This is a genomic window from Pseudomonas sp. JQ170C, from assembly GCF_035581345.1.
Lineage (GTDB): Bacteria > Pseudomonadota > Gammaproteobacteria > Pseudomonadales > Pseudomonadaceae > Aquipseudomonas.
Map to the genome: position 1 here is coordinate 559,424 of NZ_CP141608.1, position 24,213 is coordinate 583,636.

Annotated in this window: 23 protein-coding genes; 14 read left to right on the top strand and 9 right to left on the bottom strand. The window is 62.6% G+C overall.

The annotated features are described in order from the left end of the window. Positions 1 to 35 precede the first annotated feature (35 nt). A complete protein-coding gene (locus tag U9R80_RS02430; protein ID WP_301838255.1) occupies positions 36 to 2,522 on the top strand; it encodes a circularly permuted type 2 ATP-grasp protein in 2,487 nt (828 codons plus the stop codon). Continuing rightward, the gene (locus U9R80_RS02435; RefSeq protein WP_301838254.1) at positions 2,522 to 3,418 is read left to right on the top strand and encodes a transglutaminase family protein; all 897 of its coding nucleotides are present in this window, start codon (positions 2,522 to 2,524) and stop codon (positions 3,416 to 3,418) included. Before U9R80_RS02430 ends, U9R80_RS02435 begins: the two co-directional genes overlap by 1 nt. Before the next feature lie 76 nt (positions 3,419 to 3,494). Here U9R80_RS02435 and U9R80_RS02440 read toward each other — a convergent pair whose 3' ends face one another. Further along, positions 3,495 to 4,082, bottom strand: a complete 588-nt coding sequence (locus U9R80_RS02440) for a TIGR00730 family Rossman fold protein (protein ID WP_301838251.1) — start codon at positions 4,080 to 4,082, stop codon at positions 3,495 to 3,497. Between the two features lie 376 nt (positions 4,083 to 4,458). Between U9R80_RS02440 and azu the strand changes: the two genes are divergently transcribed. Beyond that, complete coding sequence (azu, locus tag U9R80_RS02445; protein ID WP_301838250.1) at positions 4,459 to 4,905, top strand: azurin; 447 nt, start codon at positions 4,459 to 4,461, stop codon at positions 4,903 to 4,905. Between the two features lie 65 nt (positions 4,906 to 4,970). Here the strand turns inward: azu and nadE are convergent, their stop codons facing one another. Both nadE and pncB read right to left on the bottom strand, forming a co-directional pair. Next, the gene (nadE, locus tag U9R80_RS02450; protein WP_301838248.1) at positions 4,971 to 5,798 is read right to left on the bottom strand and encodes an ammonia-dependent NAD(+) synthetase; all 828 of its coding nucleotides are present in this window, start codon (positions 5,796 to 5,798) and stop codon (positions 4,971 to 4,973) included. A 3-nt stretch (positions 5,799 to 5,801) separates the two neighbouring features. After that, positions 5,802 to 7,004 carry a nicotinate phosphoribosyltransferase gene (gene pncB / locus U9R80_RS02455; protein WP_301838246.1) on the bottom strand — a complete coding sequence of 401 codons (1,203 nt, stop codon included), beginning with the start codon at positions 7,002 to 7,004 and terminating at the stop codon, positions 5,802 to 5,804. Between the two features lie 469 nt (positions 7,005 to 7,473). On the opposite strand from pncB, the gene U9R80_RS02460 reads away from it, so the two are divergent. From U9R80_RS02460 to U9R80_RS02485, 6 genes are all read left to right on the top strand, one after another. Further along, positions 7,474 to 8,610 carry a branched-chain amino acid ABC transporter substrate-binding protein gene (locus tag U9R80_RS02460; RefSeq protein WP_301838244.1) on the top strand — a complete coding sequence of 379 codons (1,137 nt, stop codon included), beginning with the start codon at positions 7,474 to 7,476 and terminating at the stop codon, positions 8,608 to 8,610. Positions 8,611 to 8,770: 160 nt separating this feature from the next. Further along, positions 8,771 to 9,685, top strand: a complete 915-nt coding sequence (locus U9R80_RS02465; RefSeq protein ID WP_028945700.1) for an ABC transporter permease subunit — start codon at positions 8,771 to 8,773, stop codon at positions 9,683 to 9,685. 2 nt (positions 9,686 to 9,687) lie between these two features. Beyond that, positions 9,688 to 10,971: a high-affinity branched-chain amino acid ABC transporter permease LivM gene (gene livM / locus U9R80_RS02470; RefSeq protein WP_028945701.1), complete on the top strand. Its 1,284-nt coding sequence runs from the start codon at positions 9,688 to 9,690 to the stop codon at positions 10,969 to 10,971. Continuing rightward, a complete protein-coding gene (locus U9R80_RS02475; protein WP_301838241.1) occupies positions 10,968 to 11,843 on the top strand; it encodes an ABC transporter ATP-binding protein in 876 nt (291 codons plus the stop codon). Before livM ends, U9R80_RS02475 begins: the two co-directional genes overlap by 4 nt. Then, positions 11,840 to 12,556, top strand: a complete 717-nt coding sequence (locus tag U9R80_RS02480) for an ABC transporter ATP-binding protein (protein ID WP_028945703.1) — start codon at positions 11,840 to 11,842, stop codon at positions 12,554 to 12,556. The genes U9R80_RS02475 and U9R80_RS02480 overlap by 4 nt, the downstream gene beginning before the upstream one ends. A 673-nt stretch (positions 12,557 to 13,229) precedes the next feature. Beyond that, complete coding sequence (locus U9R80_RS02485; RefSeq protein ID WP_301838238.1) at positions 13,230 to 13,997, top strand: SDR family oxidoreductase; 768 nt, start codon at positions 13,230 to 13,232, stop codon at positions 13,995 to 13,997. Between the two features lie 202 nt (positions 13,998 to 14,199). Here the strand turns inward: U9R80_RS02485 and U9R80_RS02490 are convergent, their stop codons facing one another. From U9R80_RS02490 to U9R80_RS02500, 3 genes are all read right to left on the bottom strand, one after another. After that, the gene (locus U9R80_RS02490) at positions 14,200 to 15,321 is read right to left on the bottom strand and encodes an AGE family epimerase/isomerase (RefSeq protein ID WP_301838237.1); all 1,122 of its coding nucleotides are present in this window, start codon (positions 15,319 to 15,321) and stop codon (positions 14,200 to 14,202) included. Positions 15,322 to 15,441: 120 nt separating this feature from the next. Further along, positions 15,442 to 16,071 carry a TetR family transcriptional regulator gene (locus U9R80_RS02495; RefSeq protein WP_301838236.1) on the bottom strand — a complete coding sequence of 210 codons (630 nt, stop codon included), beginning with the start codon at positions 16,069 to 16,071 and terminating at the stop codon, positions 15,442 to 15,444. A 133-nt stretch (positions 16,072 to 16,204) separates the two neighbouring features. Further along, positions 16,205 to 16,603 carry a hypothetical protein gene (locus U9R80_RS02500; RefSeq protein WP_301838235.1) on the bottom strand — a complete coding sequence of 133 codons (399 nt, stop codon included), beginning with the start codon at positions 16,601 to 16,603 and terminating at the stop codon, positions 16,205 to 16,207. A 295-nt stretch (positions 16,604 to 16,898) separates the two neighbouring features. Between U9R80_RS02500 and U9R80_RS02505 the strand changes: the two genes are divergently transcribed. Beyond that, on the top strand, positions 16,899 to 18,959 hold the full coding sequence (locus tag U9R80_RS02505; RefSeq protein ID WP_301838233.1) for an AsmA family protein: 2,061 nt from the start codon (positions 16,899 to 16,901) through the stop codon (positions 18,957 to 18,959). Between the two features lie 60 nt (positions 18,960 to 19,019). On the opposite strand, the gene U9R80_RS02510 is transcribed toward U9R80_RS02505, so the two are convergent. Both U9R80_RS02510 and osmE read right to left on the bottom strand, forming a co-directional pair. Then, positions 19,020 to 19,550 (bottom strand): ferritin-like domain-containing protein, encoded by a 531-nt coding sequence (locus U9R80_RS02510; RefSeq protein WP_301838231.1) that lies wholly within the window; start codon positions 19,548 to 19,550, stop codon positions 19,020 to 19,022. Between the two features lie 36 nt (positions 19,551 to 19,586). Then, complete coding sequence (gene osmE, locus U9R80_RS02515) at positions 19,587 to 19,946, bottom strand: osmotically-inducible lipoprotein OsmE (protein WP_301838230.1); 360 nt, start codon at positions 19,944 to 19,946, stop codon at positions 19,587 to 19,589. 124 nt (positions 19,947 to 20,070) lie between these two features. On the opposite strand from osmE, the gene U9R80_RS02520 reads away from it, so the two are divergent. After that, positions 20,071 to 20,961: a lipase family alpha/beta hydrolase gene (locus U9R80_RS02520; protein ID WP_301838229.1), complete on the top strand. Its 891-nt coding sequence runs from the start codon at positions 20,071 to 20,073 to the stop codon at positions 20,959 to 20,961. Here the strand turns inward: U9R80_RS02520 and U9R80_RS02525 are convergent. After that, positions 20,942 to 21,838 (bottom strand): DMT family transporter, encoded by an 897-nt coding sequence (locus U9R80_RS02525; protein WP_301838228.1) that lies wholly within the window; start codon positions 21,836 to 21,838, stop codon positions 20,942 to 20,944. The genes U9R80_RS02520 and U9R80_RS02525 overlap by 20 nt on opposite strands. A gap of 98 nt (positions 21,839 to 21,936) precedes the next feature. Between U9R80_RS02525 and U9R80_RS02530 the strand changes: the two genes are divergently transcribed. From U9R80_RS02530 to U9R80_RS02540, 3 genes are all read left to right on the top strand, one after another. Next, the gene (locus U9R80_RS02530; RefSeq protein WP_301838227.1) at positions 21,937 to 22,728 is read left to right on the top strand and encodes an AraC family transcriptional regulator; all 792 of its coding nucleotides are present in this window, start codon (positions 21,937 to 21,939) and stop codon (positions 22,726 to 22,728) included. Between the two features lie 61 nt (positions 22,729 to 22,789). Then, complete coding sequence (locus U9R80_RS02535; protein ID WP_301838225.1) at positions 22,790 to 23,071, top strand: PsiF family protein; 282 nt, start codon at positions 22,790 to 22,792, stop codon at positions 23,069 to 23,071. A gap of 114 nt (positions 23,072 to 23,185) precedes the next feature. After that, positions 23,186 to 24,193: an AI-2E family transporter gene (locus U9R80_RS02540; RefSeq protein WP_301838224.1), complete on the top strand. Its 1,008-nt coding sequence runs from the start codon at positions 23,186 to 23,188 to the stop codon at positions 24,191 to 24,193. Positions 24,194 to 24,213: the final 20 nt, after the last annotated feature.

Sequence of the window (24,213 nt, forward strand, 5' to 3'; positions counted from 1 at the left end):
TACTCTGAAATCACCCATGGTCCTCGAGCACTGCCATGCCTGATCTGTTTGATGCCTACCCGCTGAACCCGGGGACCTACCATGAAATGCTCGACGCCCAAGGCACGGTGCGCGGGCACTGGCAGCCGCTGTGCGATTACCTGCAGCGCAGCGGGCCGGCGCAACTGGCGCAGCGCCAGGCTTCCCTGACCCGGCAGCTGCAGGAAAACGGCGTCACCTACAACATCTATGCCGACCCCAAGGGTGCCGATCGCCCATGGGAGCTGGACCTGCTGCCCAACCTGCTACCGGCTGACGAGTGGCAGCACCTGGCCGAGGGCGTTGCCCAGCGTGCACGCCTGCTCAATGCGGTGCTGGCGGATATCTATGGCCCGCAGCAGTTGATCGGCGAGGGGCTGCTGCCGGCCGAACTGGTGTATGGGCACAATAATTTTCTCTGGCCGTGCCAGGGTATTCGCCCACCCGAAGGGACCTTCCTGCACGTGTATGCCGTGGACCTGGCGCGGGCGCCGGATGGCCGCTGGTGGGTCACCGCCGACCGTACCCAGGCGCCCTCGGGTGCCGGTTATGCACTGGAAAACCGCGTCATCGTTTCCCGTGCTTTGCCCGAGTTGTACCGCGACTTGAAGGTGCAGCATCTGGCCGGCTTCTTCCGCACCTTGCAGCAAAGCCTCATCCGCCTTGCACCCAGCGACAGCGAGGCGCCCCTGGTGGTCCTGCTGACGCCGGGGCGCTTTAACGAAAGCTACTTCGAGCACCTGTACCTGGCACGCCAGCTGGGCTATCCGCTGGTAGAAGGCAGCGACCTGACCGTGCGCGATGCCACGGTCTACCTCAAGACCCTCAGCGGCCTTCGCCGGGTTCACGCCATCATGCGGCGCCTGGACGATGACTTCTGCGATCCGCTGGAGCTGCGCACCGATTCAGCCCTGGGTGTGCCGGGGTTGCTCGACGCGGTGCGCCAGGGGCGGGTGCTGGTCGCCAATGCCCTGGGCAGCGGCGTGCTGGAGTCGCCTGGCTTGCTGGGCTTTTTACCGGCAATCAATCAACGCCTGTTTGGTGAAGACTTGCGCCTGCCGTCGGTTGCCACCTGGTGGTGTGGCGAGCCATCGGTCATGGCGCGAGCGCTGGAGCGGCTGCCGCAGTTGCTGGTCAAGCCGGCGTTTCCCTCCCAGAGCTTCAGCCCGGTGTTCGGACGGGACCTGGATGCCGCCCAGCGCCAGGCGCTGGCGACGCGGATTCAGGCACGGCCCTATGCGTATGTCGCTCAGGAGCTGGCGCAGCTGTCCCAGGCACCGGTGTGGCAGCTTGAACACGGTCAGTTGCAGTCGCGGGCCGTTGGCATGCGGGTGTATGCCGTGGCCTCGCAAGACGGTTACCGGATACTGCCCGGCGGCCTGACCCGGGTCGCGGCGCACGCCGATGCCGAGGTGGTGTCGATGCAGCGCGGTGGCGCCAGCAAAGACACCTGGGTATTGGGCGAGGCTGCGCCCGTTGGCGATCAGTGGCGGGCAAGCCGCAACCTGGGCGTGGCCGACCTGATCCGCCAGGACCCGTACCTGCCCTCGCGGGTGGTGGAAAACCTGTTCTGGTTCGGGCGCTACTGCGAGCGCTGCGATGCCAGTGCGCGGTTGCTGCGGATCATCCTCACTCGCTATCTGGACGGCGACGACCCACTGGCCCTGCAAGCAGCCGTTACCCTGGCGGACGAACTTTCGTTGTTGCCGGAAGAGGGGACGCTGCCTGAGCGCTTGCGTGCGGCACTGGCCGATGACGACTGGGCCTTCAGCCTGCGTGCCAATCTGCAGCGCCTGCAGTGGGCTGCATCCCAGGTCCGCGGCAAGCTCTCGCGGGAAAACTGGCAAGCCCTGGTGGAGCTGCAACGCGAGGCCCGAAGCCTTGACGATGAGGCGGCGGACTTTGGCGAACGGGTGGATTTTCTCAATCGCCTGGTGATGTCCATGGCGGCGCTGTCCGGCTTTGCCCTGGACGATATGACCCGGGACGAGGGCTGGCGCTTCCTGATGATCGGCCGGCGTATCGAACGCCTGCAATCGTTGTGCAGCAGCCTGGCGGCCTTTTTGCGGGGGCCGGCCGCGTTCGATCAGGCCGGGCTTGAGTGGTTGCTGGAGCTGGGCAACAGCAGCATCACCTACCGCTCGCGCTACCTGGCCGTGGCGCAGTTGATTCCGGTGCTCGATCTGCTGCTGCTCGATGAGCAGAACCCCCATGCCGTGTTGTTCCAGCTCAAGTTGCTGGTGCGTGCCTATGAACGCCTGTGCGAAGAGTTCGGCAGCACCCGCGATCCCGGCCTTGCACGGCTGGCTGAACAGCTCAGGCATTTCGATTTGCGCAGCCTGGAAGAATCACTGTTCGGCAGCGCGAGTGTGCAAGCGGTGCTGACCGGCCTTGCCGATCTGCTGCAGTCGATCGCCCGGGCCAGCGGTGAGATTTCAGAGCGTCTGGCCTTGCGTCATTTCGCCCATGTCGATGATGTCAGCCAGCAAACGGTATCAGTCTGATGAGCGCGCACTATCAGGTCATCCACGACACCCATTACCACTATGACAGTCCCGTGTCCCTGGCCCAGCAACTGGCGCACCTGTGGCCGCGCCCCTGTGCCTGGCAGCGCTGCAGCGCCCAGGTGCTGCAAGTCAGCCCCGAGCCCTCCCAGCGCCGCGATGAGTGGGATGTGTTCGGCAACCCGGTGACACGCCTGGCCTTCGAGCGTCCCCATGAGCAGCTTCGGGTGGTGGCGCGATTGCAGATCGAAGTGATGGCCCGTGCCGAGCCGGATTTCAGCCGTTCGCCTGCCTGGGAGCAGGTGCGCGAGGGGCTGTCGTATGCCAGCCAGCCGCTGTCGGCCGAACACCTGGAGGCCTGCCGCTATCGGTTCGAGTCGCCGTATGTGCGCTTGAAGCAGCGTTTTGTGGCGTTCAGCGAGTCGTGCTTTACGCCGGGGCAGCCGCTGCTGCTGGGTGTGCAGGCGTTGATGGAAAAGATCTTTACCGAGTTCACCTTCGATGCCGAGGCCACCCAGGTCGCCACGCCCTTGGTGGAGGTGCTGGAGCGTCGTCGGGGCGTGTGCCAGGACTTTGCCCACCTGATGCTGGCCTGCCTGCGATCGCGGGGCCTGGCGGCGCGCTACGTCAGTGGCTATTTGCTGACCCGGCCGCCACCGGGTCAGCCGCGCCTGGTCGGTGCCGATGCCTCCCACGCATGGATGTCAGTGTTCTGCCCGGTGCAAGGCTGGGTCGACTTCGATCCCACCAACAACCTGCGGCCCGCGCTGGAGCACATCACCCTGGCCTGGGGCCGGGACTTCTCCGATGTGTCGCCGTTGCGCGGGGTGATTCTGGGTGGGGGGAGCCATGACCCTGAGGTGCAGGTCACCGTCATGCCGCTGGACCTCGTGTAGGAGCGGGCTTGCCCCGCGATAGCGGTGTGGCATTTAAATCGCTATCGCGGGGGAAGCTCCTACAGTGCGTTGCGGTTCAATCGGGTTTTTTATCGACCCACTTGGGCAGTACCGGCGCCTCGAAATCTTCCATGGCGTCGAGCAACTCATCAGGGGTTACGGCCAGCTTGAGCATGGCGCGGTGTTGCGGGCGAACGAAGCCTTCTTCCACCACATGGTCGAGAAAGCTGCCCAGCTTTGTATAGAAGCCGTTGACGTCCAGCAGGCCCAGCGGCTTGGCGTGGTAGCCCAGTTGCCCCCAGGTCCAGACTTCAAACAACTCTTCCAGCGTGCCCAGGCCACCCGGCAGGGCCACAAAGGCATCGCTCAGTTCGGCCATGCGCGCCTTGCGTGCGTGCATGCCGTCGACCACTTCCAGGCGGGTCAGGCCAGTGTGGCCGATCTCGGCGTTTTTCAGGGCCTGGGGGATGATCCCGATCACTTCACCGCCAGCGGCCATGGCCGCGTCCGCAACGATTCCCATCAGGCCGACCGCGCCGCCGCCATACACCAGTGTCAGGCCGCGCCCGGCAATGGCCTGGCCAAGGGCAATGGCCGCCTCGCGATAAGCCGGGTTGACGCCAGTGCTGGCGCCACAGAACACACAAACGGAACGTACAGGCATTATTCATCTCCGGTTACAAACGCACACAGAGTAAGGGTCAAGCCAGTAGCTTCCAAGTCTGCAATGTGGCATCAATAGCGGCCGTTTGAGATCACTCCGGTCGTGCGAATTCGCACGTAGCACCGCTGGCGCCGCAGGCATAGGCCGCCAGGAGACTGCGCATAAGACTATTGAGGGACATGATGATTACGCCTAAATGAGAGGTTGTCTCATCGTCGCGCAAAGGTGCATGATGGGCACTTAGATTTCGTGTATACAATCCATAGAACAAATTTACTGCCTGGCTAACTGCCAGCGTTTGACCCACATCATGGGCCCGCCTTGCGGTTTCAGGCAGTCTTCAAACTGATAAAAACCCCTGCCATGGAGATTCACGATGTTTGCCAAAGTTGTTGCAGTATCCTTGCTGACCCTCGCCAGCGCTCAGGTATTCGCCGCGGAGTGCAAGGTCACGGTCGACTCTACCGACCAGATGTCCTTCAACACCAAGGCCATCGAAATCGACAAGAGCTGCAAGACCTTTACCGTTGAACTGACTCACTCCGGTAACTTGCCGAAGAACGTCATGGGCCACAACCTGGTGATCAGCAAAGAAGCTGACATGCAGCCGATTGCCACCGACGGTCTGAGCGCAGGCATCGACAAGGATTACCTGAAGGCCGGTGACGAGCGCGTTATCGCCCACACCAAGGTGATCGGCGCCAAGGAATCCGACTCGGTGACCTTTGACGTTTCCAAGCTGAAGGCTGACGAGAAGTACGGCTTCTTCTGCTCGTTCCCAGGCCACATCTCGATGATGAAAGGCACTGTGACGCTGAAGTAATTCAGTAACCAATCGCGGGGCAAGCCCGCTCCTGCAATAGGAGCGGGCTTGCCCCGCGCTGCGTTTTACGGCGCGAACGGCATCTCGCGCTTGTGCTGGGTTTTCTCGTACGTCCCCTTGATGATCTGGAACGCTTCCTCGCTCACCGGCTCACCGTGCAGGAAGGCGTCGATCTGGGCGTAGGTCACGCCATGGGACGCTTCGTCCGGCTTGCCCGGGGCCAGGTCTTCCAGGTCCGCCGTCGGCACTTTTTCCACCAGTGATTCTGGCGCGCCAAAGCTGCGTGCGATCGCCCGTACCTGGTTTTTCACCAGCCCGCTCAAGGGCGCCAGGTCGCAGGAGCCATCACCGAACTTGGTAAAGAAGCCCATCACCGCTTCAGCGGCGTGGTCGGTGCCGATCACCAGGCCCTGACGGGCGCCGGCAATGGTGTACTGGGCGACCATGCGCATGCGCGCCTTGGTGTTGCCGACCACGAAATCGACCATCGTCGGCGAGCCGTTCTCCAGTGCCTTGACCTCGGCCGCCAGGGCGCGCACGGCCGGGGCGATGTCCACGGTATGTACTTCGTCGGCCTTGATGACGTCCAGGCAGGCCTGGGCGTCATGTTCGTCCTGCTGGACCTGGTAGGGCAGGCGCACGGCGATGAAGCGATAGTCCGGATTGCCGGTTTCGCTGCGCAGCTCGTTGATTGCCCGTTGCGCCATCAGCGCCGCAGTCAGCGAATCGACGCCACCACTGATGCCCAGCACCAGGGTCTTGAGTCGGGCGTTGTTCAAGCACTGCTTGATGAACGCCACGCGACGGGCCACGTCGGCATCGAGCGCGGCGCGGTCGGCGAAGGGCGGCTGGACCTTGAGCGCTTGCGCAATCTCTCGCTGGACGGCTTGCATGAATTACTCCTTGGGCACTTTGAACACGTGGCGCAGGTAGGCGACGAAGTTCTCGTCGCGGCATTGGGTCTTGGCCGCCTCGTCGGAAATCTTGGCGACAGGCTGGCCGTTGCAGTCGGTCATTTTAAGCACGATGCTCATCGGCGCCACCCCGGGAATATCGCAGGTCAGGTTGGTGCCGATGCCGAAGCTGACGTTGATCCGGCCGCGCAGGGCACGGAAGATCTCCAGCGATTTGGTCAGGTTCAGGCCATCGGAGAACACCAGGGTCTTGGTCATCGGGTCGATCCCCAGGTTCTGGTAGTGGACGATGGCTTTCTCGGCCCATTGCACCGGGTCGCCCGAGTCGTGGCGCAGGCCATCGAAGAGCTTGGCGAAGTACAGGTCGAAGTCGCCCAGAAAGGCATCCATGGTGATGCAGTCGGTCAGGGCGATGCCGAGCAGGCCGCGGTACTCGCGAACCCAGCAATCGAGTGCGGCGATCTGGCTTTCGATCAGGCGCGGGCCCAGTTGCTGGTGGGCCATGATCCACTCATGGGCCATGGTGCCCAGGGGCTTGATATCCAGTTTCCGTGCCAGGTGCACATTGCTGGTACCGACGAAACGCGCCGGGAAGTCCTCCTTGAGCACCCGCACCACTTCTTCCTGGACCTTGTAGGAGAAGCGTCGGCGGGTACCGAAGTCGGCCACCTGCAATTCCGCCAGTTCGTCACCGCTGGCGTGGGCCCTGAGCCAGTCGAACTTGCGGTAGAGCTGGTCACGGGCGTCGCTGAGCTTGGCCTGTGGATAACGATGGCGGTTGCGGACTTCGCTGATGATGGCCAGCAACGGCACTTCAAACAGAATCACATGCAGCCAGGGGCCGCGCAGGCGCAAGTACAGCTGATCGTTCTCGATGCCCAATTGCAGGTAGCGCAAGTTGAAGCGGAACAGCCCGAGGAAGCGCAGAAAGTCGGGCTTCAAAAAGCTGATCTGCTCCAGGAAGCCCAACTGGCCATTACCCAGGTTCAGTTCACACAGTTGCTCGATCTGTTCGCGGATCTGCGCCAGATAGGGGCGCAGGTCTTCGCCATTGCGGCAACGGAACTCCCATTCGACGTCGACGTTGGGGTAGTTGTGCAGCACCGCTTGCATCATGGTCAGCTTGTAAAAGTCGGTGTCGAGCAGGTTCTGCACGATGCGATCGGCGAAGGCGCTCTCGCTCATAAGGGGCTCCGTAGGGGGCGCGCGCCATTAACTGCCAGCAACGACGCACAGACCTTGCCATTGTGCCAGCCTTTTTTGGGCAGGTGGGCGGCCCGCCGCGGGTACATCGGTAGCAGCTACAAGTCGCAGCAGTTTCCCGTCTCAGCGTCTAGCCTGTAATGGTGCCCGCTGTAGCAGTCGCGCACCAAGGATGTGCAGTTCGGTTACGCATCCTGTTACAGGCTGGTTGCACGTAAACACTTGCCGGGGTTGCAATGATGGCACATGGCGGTTGCTCTTTTTGTTTGGTGGTGGTGGCGCTCAGCATGAGGCAGAGGGTTGCACAGCCAATAAAAAAAGGACGCGGCTCTGGCTCCGGCAACTTCTTAACGAGTTTTCCCAGAATAAAAAACCAATGGCACGGCCCTTGCTCAGAGCAATTGCTGAAAGTTGTAGTGCCAACCAAAAAAAACTCCAGGAGCACCACCTCATGTCGCAGACGTTTTACAAGAAAGGCTTTCTTGCCCTTGCCGTAGCTACGGCGCTGGGTGTTTCTTCGTATGTTCAGGCCGACATCAAGATCGGTGTAGCAGGCCCGATGACCGGTGCCAACGCAGCGTTTGGCGAGCAGTACATGAAAGGTGCCCAGGCGGCGGCAGATGCCGTCAACGCCGCGGGTGGGGTCAACGGCGAGAAGATCGTCCTGGTCAAGGGCGACGATGCGTGCGAACCCAAGCAGGCTGTGGCCGTGGCCAACCGCCTGGTGGACCAGGACAAGGTAGCGGGTGTGGTCGGGCACTTCTGCTCCTCCAACACCATCCCGGCTTCGGAGGTGTACGACGAAGCCGGTGTCATCGCCATCACCCCGGGTTCGACCAATCCGCAAGTGACCGAGCGCGGCCTGACCGGCATGTTCCGTATGTGCGGGCGTGACGACCAGCAGGGCATCGTTGCCGGCGACTACATCGTCGACGTGCTCAAGGGCAAGAAAGTGGTCGTGCTGCACGACAAGGACACCTACGGCCAGGGCCTGGCCGATGCCACCAAGGCGCAGCTGGCCAAGCGTGGTGTGACCCCAGTGCTGTATGAAGGCCTGACCCGTGGCGAGAAGGACTTCAGCGCCGTGGTCACCAAGATCCGCGCGTCGGGCGCCGACGTCGTCTACTTCGGCGGCCTGCACCCGGAAGCCGGCCCACTGGTTCGGCAGATGCGCGAGCAGGGCCTGAAGGACGTCAAGTTCATGTCCGATGACGGCATCGTGACTGACGAGCTGGTGACCACCGCCGGCGGCGCGCAATACGTCGATGGTGTGTACATGACCTTCGGCGCCGACCCACGCCTGCTGCCAGAGAGCAAGGCGGTGGTGGATGCCTTCCGCAAGGCGGGCACCGAGCCTGAGGGCTACACCCTGTACGCCTATGCCTCGGTCCAGGCCCTGGCTGCGGCCTTCAACGGCGCCAAGTCCAACAAGGGCGAAGACGCTGCCAAGTGGCTCAAGGCCAATCCGGTGAAAACCGTGATGGGCGAGAAGAAGTGGGACGCCAAGGGCGACCTGACTGTTTCCGACTACGTGGTCTATCAGTGGGACAAAGACGGCAAATACCACCAGCTGGAAAAACAAAAATAACAACGGTATCCGACCCGGGCCTGAGCCCGGGTCGCTACCCGGTTCTGCGCCGTACCTGTCTTTTCTCGTAGATCTGCACAACCCTGCGCTGCGAGGGCCGCTTCATCCGGGGCTCACCGTAGTCGGCGCTTGTGCAATCTCAAATACGTGAGATTGCGTTATGGATGGTATTTTTCTGCAGCAACTGATCAATGGACTGACCCTGGGGTCTGTCTATGGTCTGATCGCCATCGGCTACACAATGGTCTATGGCATTATCGGCATGATCAACTTCGCGCACGGCGAGGTGTATATGATCTCCGCTTACCTGGCGGCGATCAGTCTGGCATTGCTGGCGTACTTCGGTATCGAATCCTTCCCGCTGCTGATGCTCGGGACGCTGATCTTCACCATCGTGGTCACAGGCGTGTATGGCTGGACCATCGAGCGCATCGCCTACAAACCCCTGCGTAACTCCACCCGGCTGGCTCCCCTGATCAGTGCGATCGGCATTTCGCTGATCCTGCAAAACTATGCACAGATCAGCCAGGGCGCTCGCCAGCAGGGCGTACCCACGCTGCTTGAAGGCGCCTGGCGCCTGGAAGTGGGCACCGGTTTCGTCCAGCTGACCTACACCAAGATCTTCATCCTGGTCGCCGCATTCGTCGGCATGGCCGCGCTCACCTACATCATCAAGTTCACCAAGCTGGGCCGCATGTGCCGTGCGACGCAGCAAGACCGCAAGATGGCGTCGATTCTTGGCATCAACACCGACCGGGTGATCTCCTACGTGTTCGTCATCGGTGCCGTGATGGCCGCCCTGGCCGGCGTGCTGATCACCATGAACTACGGCACGTTCGACTTCTATGCAGGCTTCATCATCGGCATCAAGGCCTTCACCGCAGCGGTACTGGGCGGCATCGGCTCGTTACCGGGCGCCATGCTCGGGGGGATCATCCTCGGTATCTCCGAGTCGCTGTTCTCCGGGCTGATCAACTCCGACTACAAAGACGTGTTCAGTTTCTCCCTGCTGGTGCTGATTCTGATCTTCCGTCCCCAAGGCCTGCTGGGTCGCCCACTCGTGGCGAAGGTGTAAGTATGTCTGCTGCCAAATCCGCTTCATTCGATATCAAGCGCAGCCTGATCGATGCGATTCTCGCCGGGCTGATTTCCCTGATCGTGTTCGGGCCCATCGTCGGCGTGGTGCTCGACGGCTATAGCTTCAACATGGAACCGACCCGCGTCGCCTGGCTGGTGGCCGGGGTGATGGTCGGGCGCTTTGTGCTCAGCCTGTTCCTGCAGACCCCCAAGGGCCAGTCGATCCTGCAAGGCTTCGAGGGCAGTGGCTCGGGCGTGCATGTGCTGGCGCCGGACTACAAGTCGCGGCTGCGCTGGATCATTCCGGCACTGATCGTGATCGCCATCGTGTTCCCGTTCTTCGCCAACAAGTACCTGCTGACCGTGGTGATCCTCGGGCTGATCTATGTACTGCTCGGGCTGGGGCTGAACATCGTGGTGGGCCTGGCCGGCCTGCTCGACCTGGGCTACGTGGCGTTCTACGCCATCGGTGCCTACGGCCTGGCGCTGGGTTACCAGTACCTGGGCCTGGGCTTCTGGACCGTGCTGCCGCTGGCGGCCATTGCGGCGGCGCTGGCCGGATGCATATTGGGCTTTCCGGTGCTGCGGATGCACGGCGACTACCTGGCCATCGTGACCCTGGGCTTCGGTGAAATCATCCGCCTGGTGCTCAACAACTGGCTGTCGTTCACCGGCGGGCCGAACGGCATGCCAGTGCCGTCGCCGACCTTCATGGGCCTGGAGTTCGGGCGCCGGGCCAAGGACGGCGGGGTGCCGTTCCACGAGTTTTTCGGCATCGACTACAACCCCAACGTGAAATTCCTGTTCATCTACATCGTCCTGTTCCTGGTGGTGCTGGCGGTGCTGTACATCAAGCACCGGCTGACGCGCATGCCCGTGGGCCGCGCCTGGGAAGCACTGCGTGAAGACGAAATCGCCTGCCGCTCCATGGGCCTGAACCATGTGCTGGTCAAACTCTCGGCGTTCACCCTGGGTGCCTCCACGGCGGGCCTGGCGGGGGTGTTTTTCGCCAGTTACCAGGGCTTCGTCAACCCGTCCTCGTTCACCTTCTTCGAGTCGGCATTGATCCTGGCGATCGTGGTGCTCGGCGGCATGGGTTCGACGGTCGGCGTGGTGATCGCGGCCTTCGTGCTGACCGTGGCGCCGGAGCTGCTGCGCAGCTTCTCCGAGTACCGGGTGCTGCTGTTCGGTGTGCTCATGGTGTTGATGATGATCTGGAGACCGCGCGGCCTGATTCGCATCAGCCGTACCGGTGTAGTCCCGCGTAAAGGAGTGGCGCCATGAGCGATGACGTGATTCTCTCGGTCGAAAACCTGATGATGCATTTTGGTGGCATCAAGGCGCTCAGCGATGTCAGCCTCAAGGTCAAGCGCAACCAGATCTTCGCCCTGATCGGCCCCAACGGTGCCGGCAAGACCACCGTGTTCAACTGCCTGACCGGCTTCTACAAGGCCAGTGGCGGCAAGATCGAACTGAACCTGCGCGGTACCCGCACCAACGTGATCCAACTGCTCGGTGAGCGCTTCCAGCTCGGCGATTTCGTGTCACCCAAGCGCTTCATCAACCGCCTGCACTACAAGATGTTCGGCGGCACCCACCTGGTCAACCGCGCAGGCCTGGCGCGAACCTTCCAGAACATTCGCCTGTTCAAGGAAATGTCGGTGGTGGAGAACTTGCTGGTGGCCCAGCACATGTGGGTAAACCGTAACCTGCTGGCGGGGGTGCTCAATACCAAGGGCTACCGCAAGGCCGAAAGCGATGCCCTGGACCATGCCTTCTACTGGCTGGAGGTGGTCGACCTGGTCGACTGCGCCAATCGCCTGGCCGGTGAGCTGTCGTACGGTCAGCAGCGCCGCCTGGAGATTGCCCGGGCCATGTGTACGCGCCCGCAGATCATCTGCCTGGACGAACCGGCAGCGGGCCTCAACCCGCAGGAAACCGAAGCCCTGAGCAAAATGATTCGTGTACTGCGCGACGAGCACGACCTGACCGTGGTGCTGATCGAGCACGACATGGGCATGGTCATGAGCATCTCCGACCATATCGTCGTGCTCGACCATGGCAACGTCATCGCCGAGGGCGCGCCTCAGGACATCCGCAACAACCCGACCGTGATCGCTGCCTACCTGGGTGCCGACGAAGAGGAGCTGGTATGACTGCACCCATTCTCGAACTCAAGGAGCTGGACGTGTTCTACGGGCCGATCCAGGCCCTGAAGAAAGTCTCGATGCATATCGACGAAGGCGAGACGGTCAGCCTGATCGGCTCCAACGGGGCCGGCAAGTCGACCCTGCTGATGTCGATCTTCGGCCAGCCGCGTGCGGCAGGCGGGCAGATCATCTATCGCGGTACCGACATTACCCACAAGTCATCCCACTACATCGCCTCCAACGGCATTGCCCAGTCACCGGAGGGGCGCCGGGTGTTCCCCGACATGTCGGTGGAAGAGAACCTGATGATGGGCACCATTCCCATCGGCGACAAGTTTGCCAGCGAAGACATGCAGCGCATGTTCGAGCTGTTTCCGCGGCTCAAGGAGCGGCGCAACCAGCGGGCGATGACCATGTCCGGTGGCGAGCAGCAGATGCTCGCCATTGCCCGGGCGTTGATGAGCCGGCCCAAGCTGTTGCTGCTCGACGAGCCCTCGCTGGGGCTGGCGCCGATTGTGGTCAAGCAGATCTTCGCCACCCTGCGCGAGCTGGCCAAGACCGGCATGACCATCTTCCTGGTGGAGCAGAACGCCAACCATGCCCTCAAGCTCTCGGACCGCGCCTACGTGATGGTCAACGGCCAGATCCGCCTGACCGGCACCGGGCAAGAGCTGCTGGTCAACGAGGAGGTGCGTAACGCCTACCTGGGCGGGCATTGATTCTTGCGGTGTGAAAACGCCCTGCCATGCAGGGCGTTTTTTTGTCCAGCGTTTTGTGGACAACCTTACGGGCACTTTCTTTTGGCCGCGACACAAAGTCGCTGCAAGGGGCTGTTTTTGTGAGGGTTTGAGTTGTCCACCATTGGTGTGGAAGCGGCTGTGGGTAACTTGGTGGCACCTTGCTGAAAGCCTTGTAATACAAGGGCTTCAGGCATGCGGTTGTTTTTTGATCAATATTTTATGCAGCGATTCCTGACACAAATGTCAAGACTTTTATACCCGGTAAAACCTGTCCTGAAATCACTCTGCAGCCTGTGGATAAGTCTGTGGGCAAGCCTTGGAAAGAACGCTGGAAGTACCGCCTGCACGGGCCTTGGGCCATTACCGAAAATGCCCCGTGGGCAGGCGCGTGCGTGCTGAGGTCAATTCACCCCCGGGCGGTCAAGGAAAATACTTGTCGTTACAGGCGTTACGGCCGATTCTCGGGGTGTGGAGTTGCCCCCGGATTTTGTGCAAGAGCCTGTGGATAAGGTGAGCAAAGCTTGCTCGAGCCCTTATGGATAAAGGCTTTGGCGCTTGTGGTTGTTTTTTGTACAGTGTGGCTGTACTTGCTGGCGGCGTTGCCTGCGGGCATGCTGCTGACCCGTGTTTTGGACCTTGCAAGGAGTTGAGCATGACCTCTACCGTTTTCATCACTGGTGCAACCTCGGGTTTTGGCGAAGCCTGTGCCCGCCGATTCGCCGAGGCCGGTTGGTCGCTGGTGCTGACCGGTCGCCGTCAGGAGCGCCTGGATGCGCTGTGCAAAGAGCTGTCGGAAAAGACAGACGTTCACGGGCTGGTGCTGGATGTACGTGACCGCAAGGCCATGGAGGCGGCGATTGAAAGCCTGCCGCCGGCATTCGCCAAACTGCGTGGCCTGATCAACAACGCAGGCCTGGCGCTGGGCGCCGACCCTGCACCCAAGTGCGACCTCGATGACTGGGACACCATGGTCGACACCAACATCAAGGGCCTGATGTACAGCACTCGCCTGCTGCTGCCTCGGCTGATCGCCCACGGTCGTGGCGCGACCATCCTCAACGTCGGCTCAGTGGCCGGTAACTATCCGTACCCGGGTAGCCATGTGTATGGCGGCACCAAGGCCTTTGTCGGCCAGTTCTCCCTGAGCCTGCGTTGCGACCTGCAAGGCACCGGTGTACGGGTCAGCAACATCGAGCCCGGCTTGTGCGAAAGCGAGTTCTCCCTGGTGCGCTTCGGTGGCGATCAGGCGCGCTACGACGCCACCTACGCGGGTGCCGAGGCCATCCAGCCGGAGGATATTGCCGAAACCATTTTCTGGATTCTCAATCAGCCGGCGCACATCAACATCAACAGCCTTGAGCTGATGCCGGTGAGCCAGGCGTGGGCCGGGTTTTCGATTGATCGGTCTGGCAAGGCTTGAGGGTGATCGCGGGGCAAGCCCGCTTCTACCCGGCGTAATTCTGTGGGAGCGGGCTTGCCCCGCGAGAGGCCCTTTCAGCTAGCACCGATAGTGCTGCCTGAACCACGTCCGCTGCGCGGCCGATCGCAGGCTGTCGCCAGCGGCTACAAAAGCGGGCGCTTCCCGCATTCGGCATCCTGCACATCGCGGGGCAAGCCCGCTCCTACAGGGGCTTGTGTTGCGATTGCTGTAGGCCTTGCAGGCAGGTCGCCAGGTGATAAGGCGTGGTGGACGGCATATCGCTGCGGCTGACCGCGCGTTTGGCGTCAAGGCACTCGTACCAGCCATCGGCATGCAGGAAGTGTTGCTGCAGTGCCTTCAACTGCTTCGTCACCTTGGCAGCACTGCCGGGACGCAGTGCCAGTGCACGCAGGTATTCAGCCTGGGCCCAGATGCGCTGGGTGGCATCACGAACGCTACCGTCCACCTCAAGCATGGCCAGCACGGCGGTATCGTCAACACCCTGTTGCTCGGCATAGCCGAAGGCTTTGTCCAGCGAGGCATGCAGGGCACCGCCGCGTAGCAGCGCCGAGGTATCGAGCAGGAAGAACCACTCGAACTGGTGGCCCGGCTCAAACCAGTTATCCACAGCCCCGCGCGGCTTCTCCAGCATTACGCCCCGTTCGTCGTCGACGAAGTGCTGCTGCATGGCCTCGGTCAGCGCCAGCAGGGCCGCTTGCACCTGGGCGTCGTCGCGCACGGCCAGGGTTTGCAGGAAGGCTTCGGCCAGGTGCATCAGCGGGTTCTGCAACGGGCCGCTGCCCAGGTCCGACCAGTCTTCAGCAAGGCTGGCCTCATACAGGCCGTCATCGCTGGAAAAACGCTCGGCCACCACGCTAAGCGCAGCGTTGAGCGTGGACTCGACCAGCGGCTCGCGCACCTGATCCCAGTAGTGGGCGCAGGCAAAGAGGATGAAGGCGTGGGTGTAGAGATCCTTTCGGCGATCCAGCGGCTTGCCCTGGGCGTCGATGCTGTAGAACCAGCCGCCATGCTCGGCGTCATGGAAGTGCCGTTGCAGCGAGCGAAACAGCGCCGCCGCCCGTTCGCGGGCGCCCGGTTGCTCGATGCGGCTGCTGAACAGATACAGCTGGCGGGCGCAGGCCATGGCCCGGTAGCGCTGTACTGGCAACGGCTGGGCATGGGCGTCCAGGGCTTCATAGGGCAGGGCCATTTCTGCATTCCAGCCCGGCCCGAGCCAGAGCGGCACGATGCGCTGATGGAAGTGTGCCTGGACCTGGTCGAGCAGGGCAGGCAGTTCAGGCTGGGCGGTATGAAGGTCGGGCATGGAAAAGTTTCGTCATGATCGCTGCGTTTGCGCGCATGTTAGCAGGAAACCCTTGCAGGAGCGGGCTTGCCCCGCGATAGCAGTCCAGCAGTTACATCGCATCGCGGGGCAAGCCCGCTCCTACAGAGTGCTCAGGCCTTGCCAGTGCTTGGCACCGACGAAGATAAAGCGCAGCTGCTGGGTGATCTTGTCCTGGGCGCTGAGCGGCTGGGCGGCGCCGTCGATGGGTTCGTCGATCAGTTCCGGCAGGGTGGCGAACACGGTTTTCACCACAAGGTCGGCGATGACCGCCAGTGCGGCATTGTCCAGGTGCTGCCAGCGCGGCATGCAGGCAAGGTCGGTGGCAAGGTCGGAGCTGATGCCCTGGCGCAGGGTGGCGATCGCCTGGCGCACGGGCTGCGAGCCGCCATATTGCTCGCGGGCGAGGAACAGGAACTGCTGGCGATTGGCCGCGACGACATCGAGGAAGATCCGCACCGAAGCATCGGTGATGCCGCCCAGTTCAAATTCATTCAGCCGCACAAGGCGAATGGTATGGCGGAAGGTCTCACCCACTTCATTGACTAGGGCCAGACCCAGTTGGTCCATGTCGGAGAAGTGGCGATAGAAGCCTGTCGGTACGATGCCGGCACTTTTGCTCACTTCACGCAGGCTGATGCTGCCAAAGCCCCGGCCACTTTCCATCAGGTGGCGGGCGGCATCGAGCAGGGCTTGACGGGTCTGTTGCTTTTGTTCGGCGCGCGGCAGCATGGCGAATATCGGCTGGCAATGAAACAGCCCTGCACTCTAATAGCCTGCGCGAGGAAAACAAAGCCCGGTCAATGGACCGGGCTGGGAGGGGAGCTGCTACAGCGCTGGGTGTTCTTGTTGTCTGGCATCGGCATCAGCTCACCCGTTGGTTTTTTTCGATCAGACGATCAGAGCCACCTTCGGCAACGCGGTTGCGTTCCAGCAGGCGATCGGAGCCACCTTCGGCAACGCGGTTGCGTTCCAGCAGACGATCAGAGCCACCCTCGGCAACGCGGTTGCGTTCCAGCAGGTGATCGGAGCCACCTTCGGCGACACGGTTGCGTTCCAGCAGACGGTCGGAGCCACCCTCGGCGACGCGGCTGCGTTCCAGCAGGCGATCCGAGCCACCTTCGGCCAGTGGGTTCAGGGGCTGCGAAATCTCGGTGGAGCTGGAGCGCGATTCAGCGGTCAGGCTTTGTTCGCTGGCTGGAATGGCGAAGGCATTGGCGGCCAGGATGGACAGGGACAGGCTCAGCAGTAATTGGCGTTTCATGGTTCGGTGCTCCTTGGCGGGGCTGGAAAGTGGGTACAGGGCCAATGCTACGCTTGGGAGCTGGAGATAAAAGTTCATAAGGCTAATGGTGACAATCGATGGGATTGATGCTTTGCAGCGGAGGCTCTAGCGCAACGCTTTCAGCGGCCGCAAAGGACTATTGTCGGGAGGAATGGGCCTACAGGACCCCGTAAAATGCATCCTTCGGTTAAACCCCTGAGGCTTTCATCAGTCCGATGATTATGTGCCATCAATACGCCCACTCTTGCCGTGTGGTCGTCAGGAGAATCATGCAATGACGCGCCCCGCCAGAATCCTCACCTGGACCCTCGCCAGCCTGCTGCTGGTTCTGACGCTACTGATCATCCTCATCGCCACCTTCGACTGGAACCGGGTCAAGCCGACCCTTAATGCCAAAGTCTCCGAAGCCCTGCACCGGCCCTTCGCCATCAATGGCAACCTCGCTGTTCAATGGCGGCGCGAGCCGGAGGAGGGCGGCTGGCGTGCCTGGGTGCCGTGGCCGCATTTCATCGCCGAAGACCTCACGCTGGGCAACCCGGACTGGCTCAAGGCGCCGCAGATGGTCGGCCTCAAGCGCGTCGAGTTTCGCCTGGCGCCCCTGCCGTTGCTGTTCCAGCAAATCGTCATTCCCCGCATCGACCTCAACCAGCCCACCGCCAGCCTCAAGCGCCTGGCCGATGGCCGGGCCAACTGGACATTCGATTTCGGTCCCAAGGATGAGCAGAGCGAGCCGTCGAACTGGACGCTCGACATCGGCGCCATCGGTTTCGACAAGGGCCAGGTCAGCGTCGACGACCAGACCCTGAAAACCACGCTGGAGGTGCAGATCGACCCGCTGGGCAAGCCGATCCCTTTCAGCGACATCGTCGGCAAGGCATCGGCGCAAAAGGCCGGTGGGGCTCAGGACTATGCCTTTGGCCTCAAGGTGAAAGGCCGCTACAAGGGCCAGGCGCTGTCGGGCGACGGCAAGATCGGCGGCCTGCTGGCGCTGCAGGATGCCACCCGGCCATTCCCCTTGCAGGCCGATGTGAAGATTGCCGATACCCGGATAGCACTGGCCGGCACCCTGACCGACCCGCGCAACCTGGGCGCCCTGGACCTGCGGCTGCGCTTGTCGGGCGCGAGCCTGGGCAACCTGTATCCGTTGACCGGCGTGACCCTGCCGGACTCACCGCCTTACGCCACTGACGGCCACCTGGTGGCCAAGCTGCATGAGCCGGGCGGGGCGCTGTTTCGCTATGAACGCTTCAACGGCAAGATCGGCAACAGCGATATTCATGGCGACCTGACCTTCGTTTCCAGCCAGCCGCGGCCCAAGCTCAGCGGTAACCTGGTATCCAATCAGCTGCTGTTCAAGGACCTTGCGCCGCTGATCGGCGCCGACTCCAATGCCGAACAAAAGGCCCGGGGCGGCGCCAGCAAACAACCCGCTGGCAAGGTGTTGCCGGTGGAAGCCTTTCGCACCGAGCGCTGGCGCACCATGGACGCCGACGTGACCTTCAGCGGCAAGCGCATCGTGCACAGCGAAGAATTGCCGTTCAACGACCTCTCCGCCCACTTCGTCCTCGACGACGGCGTGCTGCGCCTGGAGCCGCTGCGCTTCGGTGTGGCGGGCGGCAAGCTCGATGCCCAGATCCGCCTGGACGGCCGCACCGTGCCGTTGCAAGGCCGTGCCCAGCTCAGCGCGCGCGGGTTCAAGCTCAAGCAGTTGTTCCCGACGTTCGAGCCGATGAAAACCAGTTTCGGCCAGCTCAATGGCGATGCAGACCTGAGCGGGCGGGGCAACTCGGTGGCCGCCTTGCTGGCAACGGCCAATGGCGACCTGAAGATGCTGATCAACGATGGCGCCATCAGCCGCGGGCTGATGGAAATCGCCGGGCTCAACGTGGGTAACTATGTGGTGGGCCAGCTCTTTGGCGACAAGGAAGTGAAGATCAACTGCGCCGCTGCCGACTTCGGCATCAAGGACGGGCTGGCAACCACCCGGTTGTTTGTGTTCGATACCGAGAACGCGATCATCTACATCAACGGCACCGCCAACTTTGCCACCGAGCAGCTGGATTTGAAGATCAACCCCGAGTCCAAGGGGCTGCGGCTGTTCTCGCTGCGTTCACCGCTGTATGTGCGCGGGCCGTTTGCCAAGCCCAATGCCGGCGTGCAGGCGGTGCCATTGGCGTTGCGTGGGGCCGGGATGGTGGCGCTAGGTGTGGTGATTGGCCCGGCGGCGGGCCTGCTGGCGCTGGTGGCGCCGGGTGGGGATGTGCCCAATCAATGCACGCCGTTGCTGGAACAGATGAAGGCGGGCAAGGCGCCGCGCACGGTGAAGGCGGGTTGAACGTAGCGCGGGGCCAGCCCGCTTCTACGGGCAGGAGCGGGCTGGCCCCGCGAATTGGCCCTAAAGCCCCTTCAACAGATCCGCCATATCATCGGCATGTTCTTCTTCCTGTGCCAGGATGTCCTCGAAGATGCGCCGGGTGGTCGGGTCGCTCTCACCAATGTACTGGATGATCTCCCGGTAGCTGTCGATGGCGATCCGCTCGGCCACCAGGTCTTCGAGCACCATTTCCTTGAGGTTCTTGCCGGCCACGTACTGGGCATGGGAGTTCTTGCTCAGGTTGTCCGGGTTCAGGTCCGGTTCGCCGCCCAACTGCACGATGCGCTCAGCCAGCTTGTCGGCATGCTCCAGCTCCTGGGTGGCATGTTCGAGAAACTCCTCGGCCGCCACGCTGGCCTTGATGCCGCTGGCCATGTAGTAGTGGCGCTTGTAGCGCAGGGCGCACACCCACTCGGTGGCCAGCGACTCGTTGAGCAGGCGCAGGATGTTCTCCCGGTCGGCGTTGTAGCCCTCGGTCACGGCGCCTTGTTCCACATGCTGGCGGGCACGGGCGCGCAGGGTTTTCACATCGGTCAGTTCAACGGTGCTCATTGTCGTCTCCAGGCTGATCACGGGATGTTTTCGGGGCTAGACGCCGGTCTTGGCCTTGGCGTTCTCGACAGCGGCGTCGTCTTCCTGGCGTTGCTCACAGGTCTTGAAGCCCTTGTCGTCGACATGGCCGGTGGCGTCGAAGCGCACGTAGTAGGGCTGCTGGTGACCGTCGCGGTTGAGGATGTAGTTGTTGCAGGTACCCCCATGGGGCAGGTCGATGGCCGAGGACGGGTTGCCGCCGATGGCAATGACCCGCTGCATGGTCATGCCGTTTTCCACCTCCTTGACCAGCGGTTCGTCGCGATAGGTGACATAGTCCACCGGATTCTCCGGCCGGCTGCCGCAGGCGGCCAGGGCGGTAGTGGCCAGGAGGATTGCCAGGGTCTGCTTGTACATGGTCCAGCTCCTTGCTGAGGGTCTACAGGGTTGGAACCGCAGCGCGCGCCGGGAGTTCGATTGCGATTGCAATCGAAGTGCCTGTAGGGTGGGTTCGACTGTCCACGGAACGGGGAATGCAGCCATGGCTCAAGCGCTCGCCACACGTTATCCACTGGTGCTGGTGCCGGGCATGCTCGGCTTTGTCCGCCTGCTGCTCTACCCCTATTGGTTCGGTATCGTTTCGGCCCTGCGCCGGGGCGGAGCCCGGGTGTTTGCCATTCAGGTCTCGCCGATCAACTCCACCGAGGTGCGTGGCGAGCAGTTGCTGCGGATTATCGAAGACCTGCGCACCCGCCACGGTGTCGACAAGGTCAACCTGCTCGGCCACAGCCAGGGCGCCCTGACGGCCCGCTATGCCGCCGCCCGGCGCCCGGAATGGGTGGCCTCGGTGACGTCCATTGCAGGCCCCAACCACGGCTCGGAACTGGCCGATTACCTGCATGAGAAATACCCCGCCGATTCTGTCCGCGGGCGTTTGCTCAAGGCTGTATTGCACGGTCTGGGGGTGTTGATGGGCTGGCTGGAAACCGGCTGGCGCGGGCCGAAGCTACCGATTGATGTACATGCCTCGCACCACTCGCTGACCCGTGCCGGTGTTGCCCTGTTCAACCAGGCTTATCCACAGGGCCTGCCCAGCACCTGGGGCGGGGAGGGGCCCGCCGAGGTCAACGGCGTGCGCTATTACTCCTGGTCGGGGACCTTGCAGCCGGGGCTGACCGACACCGGCCTGAACCGCCTGGACGGCAGTAACCGCTTCTGTCGCCTGTTTGCCCGTACCTTCGTCCTGGAGGCCGGGCAGTGCGACGGCATGGTCGGGCGCTACAGCTCGCACCTGGGGCAGGTGATCGGTGATAACTACCCGCTCGACCACCTGGACATCGTCAATCAGTCACTGGGTGCGGTCGGCAAGGGCGCTGATCCGGTGCGCCTGTTCACCGAGCATGCCGAGCGACTCAAGGCTGCGGGACTGTAGCGCCGGTACGCCGCACCGGGGCTTTCCAGCGTTCGGCAAGGACCACTCCGGCCAGGGTCAGCAGGCCGCCGAACAGGTGATACAGGGCCAGTTGTTCATCCAGTACCCCCGCAGCGATCACTGCGGTAACCGCCGGCAGCAAGTTGAAGAACAGCGTGGTGCGGCTGGGGCCCAGGCGGCTGACGCCCTGCATCCACACCAGCGGCGCGACCATCGAGGCCAGCACGCAGGCGTACAGCACCAGGCCGATGTTGCCCATGCCAATGCCGGTCTTGTCCGAGAACAGGAACAGCGGGAACAGCACGATGATCGCCACCAGCACCTGCAGGTACAGCAGCAGCAAGGGCGCCAGGCGTAGCTGCCATTTCTTCAGCAGCGTGCTGTACAGCGCATACGCGAGGGTTGCGATCAGCATCAGTGCATCGCCGCCGTTCAGGCCGTGTTGCACCAGCCTGCCCAGGTCACCCGCCGAAACGACTACCAGCACGCCGACCAACGAAACCAGTGCGCCGATCAGCGCACCGTAGGTCAGGCGCTGGCCCAGGCTGATGATGGCCATGGCCAGCGACATCAACGGCATCAGCGAGAGGATGATGCCCATGTTGGTGGCGCTGGTGATCGCCGCCGCGAAGTACGCCAGGCTCTGATACACCGCCATGCCCAGCACGCCGAGGATGAAGATCTTGCCAAGGTTCGGGCGGATCTGGGCCCAGTTGCGCAGCATCGGCCGCAACAGAAACGGGGTAAACAACAGCCCGGCGAGCAGCCAGCGGTAGAAGCCGATCTCGGCGGGGAAGATCGCGCCGGCCGACATCTTGGTGACCACGGTGTTGCCGGCCCAGATCAGAATGGCCAGCAGGGGAAACGCATAATTCATGAAGCAGGAACTCTTGAGGGTACAGGGGGCTATTATCCGCCTGTCTGTTCTGTTGCTTATACTTGCATCCAGACAACCGGCCCATCGATCCAGACACCATGTCACGTAAATACGTCAACATCCCGCAATTCGACGCCCTGCCGGCGCCGGTGTACTTCCGCTACGACGAGTTCGGCGCCGATACCCACAGCGCCGCCCATCGCCATGCCTGGGGCCAGCTCAACTATGCCGCCCACGGCATCATGCACCTGGAGATCGGCGGGCAGCGCTTCGTCTCGCCGCCGCATTACGCGGTGTGGGTGCCGCCCGACACCGAGCACAGTTGCTACAACCCCCAGGCCATCGTTTACCGCTCGGTGTATCTGGACCGCGCCTTGTGCCAGACGCTCCCGGCGCAGCCCTGCACCCTGGTGATCAGCGAAATCCTCAAGGCGATCCTGGGCGACTTTGCCCGGCGCGACGTGAAAATCCCCGTGGACGAGGCCGACCGGCGGCTGGCCCAGGTATTGGTGGACCAACTGCGCCTGGCCCCGACCCAGACGTGTTTCTTGCCCTATGCCCGCAGCGCCGGCCTGCACGGCGTACTGCAGGCCTTGCACGACGAGCCGGGTGACAATCGCCCGCTGGCTGACTGGGCGGCGGTGGTGCATGTCAGTGAACGGACCCTGGCCCGCCAGTTCGTGCGCGAACTGGGCATGAGCTTTGGCGAGTGGCGCCTGCGCCTGCGGTTTTTGCGTGCGATCGAGGCGCTGGAGCAGAACCTGCCGATCCAGCAGATCGCTTTCGACCTGGGCTACAGCAGCCCGTCGGCCTTTATCGCCATGTTCCAGCGTCACGCCCACTGCACGCCCGAGCAGTACCGGCGCCAGGCCCGGGCCGGGGGAATGTAAGAATTGTTGTCTACACTCACGGCGAGACGGCGCGACGGGCGCTGCGACCAGGAGAAACACTATGAAGTGGGTGCGTGTGCCGCTGCTGTTGTTGGGCGTGATGATGTGTTCACAGGGCTTCGCCGCCACGGCCCAGCAGGAAAAAATGAAAACCTGCAACGCCGACGCCACTGCCAAGGCCCTCAAGGGCGATGAGCGCAAAGCGTTCATGAGCGATTGCCTCAAGGCCAAGCCCGCCACCCAGCAGGAGAAGATGAAAACCTGCAATGCCGACGCCAGCACCAAGGCGCTCAAGGGCGATGAACGCAAGGCGTTCATGAGCGATTGCCTGAAGAAAAAATAAGCCACCGAACCTGACCCGGGCCCGCCGCTGCCCCGGCAGCGGCCGTGGCACTATGCCTGCCCGGCGAAGGCTGGCAGACTGCGCCTTTTCCTGCAGTCGCCCCCTTGAGGTTGTATGACCTTTACGCCACGCCAGATCAAACTGGCCAGTTGGATCATTGTGTTCGCCGGCCTGTTGCTGGCGCTGCCGCTCAAGCTGTTGCCGAGCCTGCTCGCAGGCTTGCTGGTGTTTGAACTGGTCAACATGCTCACGCCCAAGTTGCAGCATCTGATCGCCGGGGAGCGGGCGCGCTGGCTGGCGGTCGCCTTGCTCGGTACGCTGGTGGTCAGCACCCTGACCCTGGTGTTTGCCGGCGCCATCAGTTTCCTGTTGCACGAAGCCGAGAACCCCGGCGCCTCGCTGGACAAGTTCATGTTGCTGGTGGATCAGGCTCGCGGCCAGTTGCCACCGTTCGTCGACGCCTACCTGCCGGCCAGCGCCGCCGAGTTCAAGGTGGCCATCGGCGAGTGGCTCAAGACCCACCTGGGTGAGCTGCAATTGGTAGGCAAGGGCGCGGCGCACATGTTCGTCACCCTGCTGATCGGCATGATCCTCGGGGCCATCGTCGCCCTGCAGCGCATACCCGACATCTCCCGGCGCAAGCCCCTGGCCGCGGCGCTGTTCAACCGCCTGGCGCTACTGGTGCAGGCGTTTCGCAACATCGTCTTCGCCCAGATCAAGATTTCCCTGCTCAACACCTTCTTCACCGGGATCTTCCTGGCGGTGGTGCTGCCGTTGTTCGACGTGCACCTGCCGCTGACCAAGACCCTGATCGTGCTGACCTTCCTGCTCGGGCTGTTGCCGGTCATTGGCAATCTGATGTCCAATACCCTGATCACCATCGTCGGCTTGTCGCTGTCGATCTGGGTGGCCATGGCTGCATTGGGCTATCTGATTGTTATCCACAAGGTCGAGTACTTCCTCAACGCGCGGATTGTCGGCGGGCAGATCAGTGCGAAGTCGTGGGAACTGCTGCTGGCGATGCTGGTGTGCGAGGCGGCATTTGGCTTGCCGGGCGTGGTGGCGGGGCCGATCTACTATGCGTATCTGAAGAGTGAGCTGAGGCAGGCTGAGCTGGTTTGAACCCATCGCGGGGCTGCCTG